The following is a 12,007-nucleotide window of genomic DNA, read 5'->3' as shown; positions in this document are numbered from 1 at the left end:
AAAGTTTCCACTTGTGAGTGAGACAACGCATGACGGCGGAGGAGTCGCGGTGAGCGCCCCTCCGTCGCCCGATGACGGGCTCTCCGCGGCGAACCTCGCCGCCAAGTACGGGCTCGCCGTGAGCGGTGCCCGGCCAGGACTCGTCGAGTACGTCCGCCAGCTCTGGGGACGGCGTCACTTCATCCTCGCCTTCTCCCAGGCGAAGCTCACCGCCCAGTACAGCCAGGCGAAGCTCGGCCAGCTGTGGCAGGTGGCCACGCCGCTGCTGAACGCGCTCGTGTACTTCCTGATCTTCGGCCTGATCCTGGGCGCCGACCGTGGCATGTCCCAGGAGGTCTACATCCCGTTCCTGGTGACGGGTGTGTTCGTCTTCACCTTCACGCAGAGCTCGGTGATGGCGGGCGTACGCGCGATCTCCGGCAACCTCGGTCTGGTGCGGGCGCTGCACTTCCCGCGCGCCTCGCTGCCCATCTCGTTCTCGCTGCAGCAGCTCCAGCAGCTGCTCTTCTCGATGCTCGTGCTGTTCGCCGTGGCGGTCGGATTCGGCAGCTACCCCAGGCTGTCCTGGTTGCTGATCCTCCCGGTCCTGGTCCTGCAGTTCCTCTTCAACACCGGCCTCGCGATGATCATGGCCCGGGCGGGCGCCAAGACCCCCGACCTCGCACAGCTCATGCCGTTCGTGATGCGCACGTGGATGTACGGGTCCGGCGTCATGTTCTCCATCCCGATCATGCTCGAAGGCAAGCCGGAGTGGATCGCCGATGTCCTCCAGTGGAACCCGGCCGCCATCTACATGGACCTGATGCGCTTCGCACTGATCGACGGCTACGGCTCCGAGAACCTGCCCCCGCACGTGTGGGCGGTCGCCGGTGCCTGGGCCGTCCTCGTCGCCATCGGCGGGTTCGTGTACTTCTGGAAGGCGGAGGAGCGGTACGGCCGTGGCTGAGCAGAACACCACCGGGCCGGACACCGAGTCCCGGATCCCCACTGTCATCGCGGACGAGCTGCACATCGTCTACCGCGTCAACGGAGCCAAGACCGGCAAGGGCAGCGCCACCGCCGCCCTCAGCCGCATACTCAAGCGCGGCTCCGACGACGCGGCGCGGGGTGTCCGCAAGGTGCACGCCGTTCGGGGCGTCTCCTTCATCGCCTATCGCGGTGAGGCCATCGGCCTGATCGGCTCCAACGGCTCCGGCAAGTCCACCCTGCTGCGCGCCATCGCGGGACTCCTCCCCGCCGAGAAGGGCAAGGTCTACACCGACGGCCAGCCCTCGCTCCTCGGCGTCAACGCGGCGCTGATGAACGACCTCACGGGCGAGCGGAACGTCATCCTCGGCGGCCTCGCGATGGGCATGTCCCGCGAGCAGATCCGGGAGCGCTACGAGGAGATCGTCGACTTCTCGGGCATCAACGAGAAGGGGGACTTCATCACGCTCCCGATGCGCACCTATTCCTCCGGCATGGCGGCGCGCCTGCGTTTCTCCATCGCGGCCGCCAAGGACCACGACGTCCTGATGATCGACGAGGCCCTCGCCACGGGCGACCGCAAGTTCCAGAAGCGCTCCGAGGCCCGCATCCGGGAGCTGCGCAAGGAAGCCGGCACCGTCTTTCTGGTGAGCCACAACAACAAGTCGATCCGCGACACCTGTGACCGCGTCCTGTGGCTGGAGCGTGGCGAGCTGCGCATGGACGGCCCGACCGACGAGGTCCTCAAGGAGTACGAGAAGTTCACGGGGAAGTAGGCCCCGGCACCACCTCTGGGCCCCGCCGGAACGCCTCCGGCGGGGTCCTGCCGCGCAACCGGAACGCCTCCGGCGGAGTCCTCTCGGGCAAAGAGGCGCCCAGGGGAGATCCACTGGGCAAAGAACGATCCAACTCTCCACCACATTAGGAATCTTGGCGGCAATCGGTGTGTTGTTGTGATGTGCAGGACACCCTGACGCGTCATGTCACGTTGTACAACGTAAGCTGTACCGGTGCTGATTCGCGGCAAGTAGGGCGATAATGCGCGACACCGGCACTGGCGTGTCGCGTCAGTGGCCGGGCGGCGTGTCCGAAATGGGATGTATTGGGTCGGCAGTGTAGAACGGGAGATGTGACGGCAATGGCTACGGGAACTCTCCAGCTCCACAACGCGTGTGCCGTCCGCGTACCGGGCAGCGAGCGGTGACGGCAGCCGGGACGGCGCGCGCCGGCGGCCCGGAGCGCACCACCCTCGACAAGGCCGCGGGCGAGAACTTTCCCGTGGCGCCGTTCTTTCTGCCCAAGCCCTGGCGCGCCGATCTCATGGCCGTGTACGGCTTCGCCCGTCTCGTCGACGACATCGGTGACGGCGACCTGGCGCCCGGCGGCGCCGATGCCCGCCTCCTCGGGGTGTCTCGTGAAGAGGCCGAGGACCGGATGGTCCTGCTCGACGCCTTCGAGGCCGACCTGCGCAAGGTGTTCGACTCGACCCCGCGTCACCCGCTGCTGCGCCGCCTCCAGCCGACGGTCCGTCGCGCCGGCCTCACCCCCGAGCCGTTCCTCGGTCTGATCGCGGCCAACCGTCAGGACCAGCTGGTCAAGCGGTACGAGACCTACGACGACCTGCTCGCCTACTGCGAACTGTCCGCCAACCCGGTCGGCCGCCTCGTCCTCGCGGTCACGGGCTCCTCGACCCCTGAGCGCGTCCGCCGCTCGGACGCCGTCTGCACGGCCCTGCAGATCGTCGAGCACCTCCAGGATGTCAGCGAGGACCTCGGGCGCGACCGCGTCTATCTGCCCGCCGAGGACATGAAACGGTTCCATGTCCAGGAGGCGGATCTCGCTACGGCCACAGCAGGCGCGTCGGTGCGCGCACTGGTTGCATACGAAGCAGAACGTGCCCGGAACCTCCTGAATGAAGGTACCCCCCTGGTGGGTAGCGTCCACGGCAGACTCAGGCTGCTGCTCGCAGGGTTCGTGGCGGGGGGAAAGGCGGCGATCCACGCGATTGCCGCCGCCGAATACGACGTACTTCCCGGCCCGCCCAAGCCCGGCAAGCTCCGGCTGCTGCGTGAGGCGGGCGTGACTCTGCGAGGAGAGGGGTGATCCGGACCGTGGAGTCTCCATCGCACGTGTCCGCACCGGTACTCGCCGCATACAGCTACTGCGAGGCAGTGACCGGACAGCAGGCCCGTAACTTCGCGTACGGCATCAGGCTCCTGCCGACGCCCAAGCGCCGCGCGATGTCGGCGCTCTACGCGTTCTCGCGGCGTGTCGACGACATCGGCGACGGCGCGCTCGCACCGGAGGTCAAGGCGGCCCGTCTGGAAGACACCCGGAAGTTGCTCGCCCGGGTCCGCGACGGCTCCGTGGACGAGGACGACATCGACCCGGTCGCGGTCGCCCTCCGTCACGCGGCGGACCACTTCCCGATCCCGCTCGGCGGCCTCGACGAACTCATCGACGGCGTCCTGATGGACGTACGCGGCGAGACCTACGAGACCTGGGAGGACCTGAAGATCTACTGCCGCTGTGTGGCGGGGGCGATCGGACGGCTCTCGCTCGGGGTGTTCGGCACCGAACCGGGAGCGCGCGGAGTCGAGCGTGCGCCCGAGTACGCCGACACGCTCGGCCTCGCGCTGCAACTCACCAACATCCTCCGGGACGTTCGCGAGGACGCCGAGGGAGGGCGCACCTATCTGCCCGCGGACGATCTCGCGAAGTTCGGCTGCTCCGCCGGGTTCAACGAGGCACGTCCACCGGCCGACTCGGACTTCGCGGGCCTCGTGCACTTCGAAGTGCGAAGGGCCCGCACGCTTTTCGCGGAGGGCTACCGACTGCTGCCGATGCTGGACCGGCGCAGCGGCGCCTGCGTCGCCGCGATGGCCGGCATCTACCGACGTCTCCTCGACCGCATCGAGCGCGAACCGGAGGCGGTTCTGCGGGGCCGCGTCTCGCTGCCCGGGCGCGAGAAGGCGTACGTCGCCGTGCGCGGCCTCTCCGGCCTCGACGCCCGGCATGTGTCCCGCCGGCCCGTCAGGAGGCGCGTCTGATGGACACCCTGGGCCACGGTGACGCAGCTCCCGGGAAACGGCGCGCAACCCTCCGGTCGGCGACGGCGTCCCTGACTGCGACGGCCTGCCGTGCACCGTTCCATCACCACGGCCGGGCCGCGGGGGAGGGCGCACGATGAGCGACACCACACAGCCCGAGGGGCTAGACGCGGAGAGCCCAGGCTGTTCCGCGAGTGAGCCGAAGGGGCGCGCCGGTGTCGAGGACGCATGGGGGTCCCCCCTGCTCGAGCGAAGCCGAGAGCTTGGGGGGGCGCGGAGGCCCGACGAAGGAGGGTCGAGCACGGTCGCGGCCTCGACACCGGCTGTAGCGCCCCGGAGGCGAACCGAGCCTCAAGAAAAGAGGACAGCCGTCGTCGTGGGTGGAGGTCTCGCGGGGATCACCACCGCCCTTGCGCTCGCCGACGCGGGCGTACGTGTCACGCTGCTCGAAGGCCGGCCGCGGCTCGGCGGACTCGCCTTCTCCTTCCAGCGGGGCGTGCTCACCGTGGACAACGGCCAGCATGTGTATCTGCGCTGCTGCACCGCGTACCGCTGGTTCCTCGAGCGCATCGACGCAGCGGCGCTCGCGCCCTTGCAGGATCGTCTCGACGTGCCCGTTCTCGACGTGACGAAACCCGCGGGGGGCCGGCTCGGCAGACTACGACGCGACGCGCTGCCCGTACCGCTGCATCTCGGGCGCAGCCTCGCCACCTACCCGCATCTCTCGCTCGCCGAGCGCGCCAAGGTCGGACGTGCCGCGCTCGCGCTCAAGGCACTCGACCTCGCCGATCCCGCCCTCGACTCCGAGGACTTCGGCAGCTGGCTGACCCGGCACGGTCAGTCGGCGCGTGCCGTCGAAGCGCTGTGGGACCTCGTCGGAGTCGCCACCCTCAACGCGGTCGCCGGCGACGCGTCGCTCGGGCTCGCCGCGATGGTGTTCAAGACCGGCCTGCTGTCCGAACCGGGCGCGGCCGACATCGGCTGGGCACGCGTCCCGCTGGGTGAGCTGCACGACCGGCTGGCCCGCAAGGCGCTCGACTCCTCGGGCGTCCGTACCGAACTCCGTACCCGCGTCACCTCCATCTTGCCCAACGGGAAGGGCCGTTGGAGCGTTCAGGTTCCCGGCGAGACGCTTGACGCGGAGGCGGTCGTCCTCGCCGTACCACAGCGCGAGGCGCACGATCTGCTGCCCGAAGGCGCACTCGACGCGCCCGAACGGCTGCTGGAGATCGGCACCGCGCCGATCCTCAACATCCATGTCGTCTACGACCGCAAGGTGCTCAAGCGGCCCTTCTTCGCCGCGCTCGGCACCCCGGTGCAGTGGGTCTTCGACCGCACCGAGGCGTCCGGGCTCTCGGAGGGCCAGTACCTCGCGCTGTCGCAGTCGGCCGCTCAGGACGAGATCGACGAACCCGTCTCGGCGCTGCGCGAGCGCTATCTGCCGGAGCTGGAGCGGCTGCTGCCCGGCACGCGCGGCGCCGAGGTCAGGGACTTCTTTGTGACCAGGGAGCGTACGGCGACGTTCGCCCCCACCCCAGGCGTCGGACGGCTGCGGCCCGGCGCCCGCACCAAGGCACCCGGCCTGTACCTGGCCGGGGCGTGGACCGCCACCGGGTGGCCCGCGACCATGGAGAGTGCGGTCCGCAGCGGTGTCAGTGCGGCGGGCGCCGCGCTGAGCGCCCTGGGCCGGCCCCGCGATCACCTCTTCGAACTCTTCGAGGAGGCGGCGTGAAGCTCGATCTGAGCGCGGCAGGCTCCCGCACTCCCAGTACCGCAACAAGAGGAGAGACTGTGCCCACTGTGCCCCCGGCATCGAAGGCTGCCGACGCGGTGGACGTGACCGCGCTCCTGGAGCGCGGCCGGACCCTGGCCACACCGGTACTGAGGGCGGCCATCGGCCGCCTGGCACCCCCCATGGACACTGTCGCCGCCTACCACTTCGGCTGGATCGACGCCGAGGGCAACCCCGCGGAGGGCGACGGCGGCAAGGCCGTGCGCCCCGCGCTCGCCGTACTGTCCGCGCAGGCCGCCGGTGCCGCCCCCGAGGTGGGCGTGCCGGGTGCGGTCGCCGTCGAGCTGGTGCACAACTTCTCGCTGCTGCACGACGACCTGATGGACGGCGACGAACAGCGCCGCCACCGCGACACCGTGTGGAAGGTGCACGGCCCCGCCCAGGCCATCCTCGTCGGCGACGCCCTGTTCGCGCTGGCCAACGAGATCCTTCTGGAACTCGGGACGGTCGAGGCGGGCCGTGCCACGCGCCGCCTCACCACCGCCACCCGCGCACTGATCGACGGTCAGGCGCAGGACATCTCGTACGAGCACCGCGACCGGGTCACCGTCTCGGAGTGCCTGGAGATGGAGGGCAACAAGACGGGCGCCCTGCTCGCCTGTGCCTGCTCCATCGGAGCGGTGCTCGGCGGCGGTGACGACCGCACGGCCGACACGCTGGAGAAGTACGGATACCACCTCGGCCTCGCCTTCCAGGCCGTGGACGATCTGCTGGGCATCTGGGGCGACCCGGAGGCCACCGGAAAGCGGCCGTGGAGCGATCTGCGTCAGCGCAAGAAGTCCCTGCCGGTCGTGGCCGCGCTCGCGGCGGGCGGCCCGGCCTCCGAACGCCTCGGCCAACTGCTCGCCGAGGACGCCAAGAGCACCGAATTCGAGAACTTCTCCGAGGAGGAGTTCGCCGCGCGAGCCGCGCTCATCGAGGAGGCGGGCGGCCGCGAGTGGACCGCCCAGGAGGCGCGCCGCCAGCACACCATCGCCATCGAGGCGCTCGACACGATCCACATGCCGGAAGAGGTACGGGCCCAGTTCGTGGAGCTGGCCGACTTCGTCGTCGTACGAAAGAGATGATCACTATCGGTCGAATAAACCTCGCGTAGTCGCCGGCCGGTCCTGCGGGAGAAGCGGACCGGCCGACGGCGGACCCACAGCAGAGACATGCCACTGCACGAAGGGGAAGCCATGACAGCGACGACCGACGGAAGCACCGGGGCCCTCCCGCCCCGCGCTGCCTCGGCCAGCGAAATCCACACCACGACTCCCACGGCGACCGGGGCAGCCGATACCCGAGACGCCGCCGCGCGCGCGATACAGCGCGCCACCGATTTCCTGCTGTCCACTCAGGCCCCCCAGGGCTGGTGGAAGGGCGACCTCGAGACGAACGTCACGATGGACGCCGAAGACCTGCTGCTGCGCCAGTTCCTGGGCATCCGCGACGAGAAGACCACGCACGCCGCCGGCCTCTTCATCCGCGGCGAGCAGCGCGAGGACGGCACCTGGGCCACGTTCTACGGCGGCCCCGGCGAACTCTCCACCACCGTCGAGGCATACGTCGCCCTGCGGCTGGCCGGTGACGCGCCCGACGAGCCGCACATGGAGAGGGCGGCCGCGTGGATCCGTGACCAGGGCGGCATCGCCGCGGCCCGGGTCTTCACCCGGATCTGGCTGGCCCTGTTCGGCTGGTGGAAGTGGGACGACCTGCCCGAACTTCCCCCGGAACTCATCTACTTCCCGAAGTGGGCCCCGCTCAACATCTACGACTTCGGGTGCTGGGCGCGGCAGACCATCGTGCCGCTCACCGTCGTCTCCGCGAAGCGGCCCGTACGTCCCGCGCCCTTCCCGCTCGACGAGCTGCACACCGACGCCCGCGACCCCAACCCCGTCAAGCCGCTTGCCCCGGTGGCGAGTTGGGACGGGATCTTCCAGCGGCTGGACAAGGCACTGCACGCGTACCGCAAGGTCGCGCCGCGCCGGCTGCGCAAGGCCGCGATGAACACAGCCGCCCGCTGGATCATCGAGCGGCAGGAGAACGACGGCTGCTGGGGAGGCATCCAGCCGCCCGCCGTCTACTCGGTCATCGCGCTGCATCTGCTCGGCTACGACCTCGAACACCCGGTGATGCGCTCCGGGTTGGAGTCCCTAGACCGGTTCGCGGTGTGGCGCGAGGACGGGGCCCGGATGATCGAGGCCTGTCAGTCGCCGGTGTGGGACACCTGCCTGGCGACCATCGCGCTCGCCGACGCCGGCCTGCCCGCCGACCATCCGCAGCTCGTCAAGGCGGCGGACTGGATGCTCGGTGAGGAGATCGGCCGGCCCGGCGACTGGGCCGTACGCAGACCCCAGCTTCCGCCCGGCGGCTGGGCGTTCGAGTTCCACAACGACAACTACCCCGACATCGACGACACCGCCGAGGTCGTCCTCGCGCTGCGCCGCGTCAAGCACCACGATCCGGAGCGCGTGGAGAAGGCCATCGGGCGTGGAGTGCGCTGGAACCTGGGCATGCAGTCGAAGAACGGCGCGTGGGGCGCCTTCGACGTCGACAACACCAGCGCCTTCCCCAACCGGCTGCCTTTCTGCGACTTCGGCGAGGTCATCGACCCGCCGTCCGCCGACGTCACGGCGCACGTCGTGGAGATGCTCGCCGTCGAGGGGCTCTCCCATGATCCCCGCACCCGCCGGGGCATCGAGTGGCTGCTCGCCGAACAGGAGGCGGACGGCTCCTGGTTCGGCCGCTGGGGGGTCAACTACGTCTACGGCACCGGGTCGGTGGTGCCCGCGCTCACCGCCGCCGGGCTGCCCGGCTCGCATCCGGCGATCCGTCGGGCGGTGGCCTGGCTGGAGACGGTGCAGAACGACGACGGCGGCTGGGGCGAGGACCTGCGCTCCTACCGCGACGTCGCCCAGTGGAGCGGCCGGGGCGCATCGACCGCCTCACAGACGGCCTGGGCACTGCTCGCGCTGCTCGCGGCGGGGGAGCGGGAGTCCAAGGCCGTGGAGCGCGCGATCACCTGGCTCGCGGAAACCCAGCGGGCGGACGGCTCCTGGGACGAGCCGTACTTCACCGGCACCGGCTTCCCGTGGGACTTCTCCATCAACTACCACCTCTACCGGCAGGTCTTCCCGCTCACCGCGCTCGGCCGGTACGTCCATGGCGAACCGTTCGCCGGCCGGCAGGCGACGGAGAGTCGATGAGTACGACACCCGCCGCCGCCCCGCTGCTGATCGCCTGCGCGCTCGGCATCGAGCGTCTGGCCCTGCGCAGCGGCGACCGCGGCGGCGGTGCGGACGGCCCGGTCACCGTGCTGCGTACCGGCATGGGCCCCATGGCCGCCGAGCGCGCGGTCACCCGGGCGCTCGCCGATCCGGCGCTGGCCGACGCGGCCGTCCTGGCCACGGGCTTCTGCGCCGGACTGGCGCCCGGCATGCACCCCGGCGATCTGGTCGTCGCCGAGGAGACCTGCGACGCGCGCGGACGAACCCCGTGCGTGGGAACCGACCTGCTCGTGAAGGAGCTGGTGCGTGCCGTGCCCCGGCACACGGTCCACACCGGACCGCTCACCGGTTCCGACCACGTCGTCCGCGGACACGAGCGGTCGGATCTGCTCGCGACCGGTGCCATCGCGGTCGACATGGAGTCGGCGGCCACGCTCCACAGCGCCGTCCGCGCGGGCGCACGCCCGGTTGCGGCCGTACGAGTGGTGGTGGACGCTCCAGAACATGAACTCGTCCGGATCGGCACGGTGCGCGGTGGAATATCAGCCTTCCGTGTTCTTCGTGCCGTTCTCCCCGCTTTCTTCGAATGGCACCGTAATTTGCTGCTCCCCAGGAGGTGAGCCAGATGGCCATGCCGCTTCGCCAGACCATCAAGGTGGCGACGTATCTCGCTGAACAGAAACTCCGGAAGCGGGACAAGTTTCCGCTGATCGTCGAGCTCGAACCGCTTTACGCGTGCAACCTGAAGTGTGAGGGCTGCGGCAAGATCCAGCACCCGGCCGGAGTGCTCAAGCAGCGCATGCCGGTGGCCCAGGCCGTGGGGGCGGTGCTGGAGTCCGGTGCCCCGATGGTGTCCATCGCGGGCGGCGAGCCTCTGATGCATCCTCACATCGATGAGATCGTGCGCCAGCTGGTGAGGCGGAAGAAGTACGTCTTTCTGTGCACCAATGCCATGCTGCTGCGCAAGAAGATGGACAAGTTCAAGCCATCGCCCTATTTCGCGTTCGCTGTGCACATCGACGGTCTGCGCGAGCGGCACGACGAGTCCGTTGCCAAGGAGGGTGTGTTCGACGAGGCGGTGGAGGCCATCAAGGAGGCCAAGCGGCGTGGCTTCCGGGTGACGACCAATTCGACGTTCTTCAACACCGACACCCCGCAGACGATCATCGAGGTCCTCAACTTCCTCAATGACGACCTGAAGGTGGACGAGATGATGATCTCGCCTGCGTACGCCTACGAGAAGGCACCCGACCAGGAGCACTTCCTCGGTGTGGAGCAGACCCGCGAGCTGTTCAAGAAGGCCTTCGCGGGCGGCAACCGGCGGCGCTGGCGGCTCAACCACTCGCCGCTGTTCCTCGACTTCCTCGAGGGCAAGGTCGACTTCCCGTGCACCGCGTGGGCGATCCCCAACTACTCGCTCTTCGGCTGGCAGAAGCCCTGCTATCTGATGAGCGACGGGTACGTCACGACGTACAGGGAACTCATCGAGGAGACCGACTGGGACGCCTACGGCCGCGGCAAGGACCCGCGCTGCGCCAACTGCATGGCGCACTGCGGCTACGAGCCGACCGCGGTCATGGCCACCATGGGCTCGCTGAAGGAGTCCCTGCGCGCCGTCCGTGAGACCGTCTCCGGAAACCACGGGTGACGTCGTGACCGCCATTTCCTTGGGTGTCCCCGAGGTACCGGTCCGGCCGATCGCGGAGCGCCGTCTCTCGCGGCGTATCCAGGTCGGCCCGGTGGCGGTAGGGGGAGGCACGCCGGTGTCCGTGCAGTCGATGACGACGACCCGTACGTCGGACATCGGCGCCACCTTGCAGCAGATCGCCGAGCTCACGGCGTCCGGCTGCCAGATCGTCCGGGTCGCCTGCCCCACGCAGGACGACGCGGACGCGCTGGCCACCATCGCCCGCAAGTCGCAGATCCCGGTGATCGCGGACATCCACTTCCAGCCGAAGTACGTGTTCGCCGCGATCGAGGCGGGCTGTGCGGCGGTGCGGGTGAACCCCGGCAACATCAAGCAGTTCGACGACAAGGTGAAGGAGATCGCGCGGGCGGCCAAGGACCACGGCACTCCGATCCGGATCGGAGTCAACGCCGGGTCGCTCGACAAGCGGCTGCTGAAGAAGTACGGCAGGGCCACACCCGAGGCGCTGGTCGAGTCGGCCCTGTGGGAGGCGTCGCTCTTCGAGGAGCACGACTTCCGGGACATCAAGATCTCCGTCAAGCACAACGACCCGGTGGTGATGGTGGGCGCCTACCGCCAGCTGGCCGCCGCCTGCGACTACCCGCTGCACCTGGGGGTGACCGAAGCCGGCCCCGCCTTCCAGGGGACCATCAAGTCGGCGGTCGCCTTCGGTGCGCTGCTGAGCGAGGGCATCGGGGACACCATCCGGGTGTCCCTGAGCGCGCCGCCCGCCGAGGAGGTCAAGGTCGGCATCCAGATCCTGGAATCGCTGGGGCTGCGGCAGCGTCGGCTGGAGATCGTGTCGTGCCCGTCCTGCGGCCGTGCCCAGGTGGACGTCTACAAGCTGGCCGACGAGGTCACGGCCGGTCTGGAGGGTATGGAGGTGCCACTGCGCGTCGCGGTCATGGGCTGCGTCGTCAATGGCCCGGGCGAGGCCCGTGAGGCCGACCTCGGGNGCTGCGTCGTCAATGGCCCGGGCGAGGCCCGTGAGGCCGACCTCGGGGTCGCCTCCGGCAACGGCAAGGGGCAGATCTTCGTCAAGGGCGAGGTCATCAAGACCGTGCCCGAGTCGAAGATCGTCGAGACCCTGATCGACGAGGCTATGAAGATCGCCGAGCAGATGGAAGCGGACGGCTCCGCGTCAGGCGAGCCGGGGAGCACAGCGCCGGGGAGGCCCTCCGTCACTGTGAGCTGACTGCGTCTTCCCGGGGGCCGTGACATCGGCGGCCGCCGCCGCGAGCCCCCGGACCCCCCGCCGGAAGCGCAGCACATGAGAGGTGCCTGCCCGGCGTGGAGGCAGACG

Annotated in this window: 10 protein-coding genes and 2 pseudogenes; all 12 read left to right on the top strand. The window is 69.6% G+C overall.

Annotation, left to right across the window (positions count from 1 at the left end; translation table 11 throughout):
- The first annotated feature begins 13 nt into the window (after positions 1-13).
- The gene (locus FGD71_RS29210) at positions 14-946 is read left to right on the top strand and encodes an ABC transporter permease (protein ID WP_119103539.1); all 933 of its coding nucleotides are present in this window, start codon (positions 14-16) and stop codon (positions 944-946) included.
- Positions 939-1,742: an ABC transporter ATP-binding protein gene (locus FGD71_RS29205; protein ID WP_162931247.1), complete on the top strand. Its 804-nt coding sequence runs from the start codon at positions 939-941 to the stop codon at positions 1,740-1,742. The genes FGD71_RS29210 and FGD71_RS29205 overlap by 8 nt, the downstream gene beginning before the upstream one ends.
- Positions 1,743-2,166: 424 nt before the next feature.
- Positions 2,167-3,069, top strand: a complete 903-nt coding sequence (gene hpnC, locus FGD71_RS29200) for a squalene synthase HpnC (protein WP_119103538.1) — start codon at positions 2,167-2,169, stop codon at positions 3,067-3,069.
- Complete coding sequence (hpnD, locus tag FGD71_RS29195) at positions 3,066-4,016, top strand: presqualene diphosphate synthase HpnD (RefSeq protein ID WP_119103537.1); 951 nt, start codon at positions 3,066-3,068, stop codon at positions 4,014-4,016. Before hpnC ends, hpnD begins: the two co-directional genes overlap by 4 nt.
- A complete protein-coding gene (locus tag FGD71_RS48040) occupies positions 4,016-4,156 on the top strand; it encodes a DUF6380 family protein (protein ID WP_219925804.1) in 141 nt (46 codons plus the stop codon). Before hpnD ends, FGD71_RS48040 begins: the two co-directional genes overlap by 1 nt.
- 236 nt (positions 4,157-4,392) lie before the next feature.
- On the top strand, positions 4,393-5,748 hold the full coding sequence (hpnE, locus tag FGD71_RS29190) for a hydroxysqualene dehydroxylase HpnE (protein ID WP_119103536.1): 1,356 nt from the start codon (positions 4,393-4,395) through the stop codon (positions 5,746-5,748).
- Positions 5,745-6,875 carry a polyprenyl synthetase family protein gene (locus tag FGD71_RS29185; RefSeq protein WP_119103535.1) on the top strand — a complete coding sequence of 377 codons (1,131 nt, stop codon included), beginning with the start codon at positions 5,745-5,747 and terminating at the stop codon, positions 6,873-6,875. Before hpnE ends, FGD71_RS29185 begins: the two co-directional genes overlap by 4 nt.
- Positions 6,876-6,986: 111 nt before the next feature.
- Entirely contained in the window at positions 6,987-8,996 is a 2,010-nt protein-coding gene (gene shc / locus FGD71_RS29180) for a squalene--hopene cyclase (RefSeq protein WP_119103534.1), read from the top strand.
- Entirely contained in the window at positions 8,993-9,637 is a 645-nt protein-coding gene (locus tag FGD71_RS29175; RefSeq protein WP_119103533.1) for a phosphorylase family protein, read from the top strand. Before shc ends, FGD71_RS29175 begins: the two co-directional genes overlap by 4 nt.
- A 5-nt stretch (positions 9,638-9,642) precedes the next feature.
- Positions 9,643-10,665 (top strand): adenosyl-hopene transferase HpnH, encoded by a 1,023-nt coding sequence (gene hpnH / locus FGD71_RS29170; protein WP_119103532.1) that lies wholly within the window; start codon positions 9,643-9,645, stop codon positions 10,663-10,665.
- 4 nt (positions 10,666-10,669) lie between these two features.
- A pseudogene (gene ispG / locus FGD71_RS29165) lies at positions 10,670-11,659 on the top strand (flavodoxin-dependent (E)-4-hydroxy-3-methylbut-2-enyl-diphosphate synthase); the annotation flags it as partial.
- 1 nt (position 11,660) lies between these two features.
- A pseudogene (locus tag FGD71_RS49180) lies at positions 11,661-11,899 on the top strand (flavodoxin-dependent (E)-4-hydroxy-3-methylbut-2-enyl-diphosphate synthase); the annotation flags it as partial.
- Positions 11,900-12,007 lie beyond the last annotated feature (108 nt).

It is taken from the genome of Streptomyces sporangiiformans (genome assembly GCF_005768555.2).
In the GTDB taxonomy this organism is placed as follows: domain Bacteria; phylum Actinomycetota; class Actinomycetes; order Streptomycetales; family Streptomycetaceae; genus Streptomyces; species Streptomyces sporangiiformans.
The sequence above is the reverse complement of the archived record's forward strand: the minus strand, read 5'-3'. Positions and strand labels throughout refer to the sequence as shown.

Excerpts from the sequence above, each read along its gene's own strand:
- FGD71_RS48040 (WP_219925804.1), top strand. The coding sequence starts at position 4,016 with ATGGACACCCTGGGCCACGGTGACGCAGCTCCCGGGAAACGGCGCGCA.
- shc (WP_119103534.1), top strand. The coding sequence starts at position 6,987 with ATGACAGCGACGACCGACGGAAGCACCGGGGCCCTCCCGCCCCGCGCT.
- FGD71_RS29175 (WP_119103533.1), top strand. The coding sequence starts at position 8,993 with ATGAGTACGACACCCGCCGCCGCCCCGCTGCTGATCGCCTGCGCGCTC.
- hpnH (WP_119103532.1), top strand. The coding sequence starts at position 9,643 with ATGGCCATGCCGCTTCGCCAGACCATCAAGGTGGCGACGTATCTCGCT.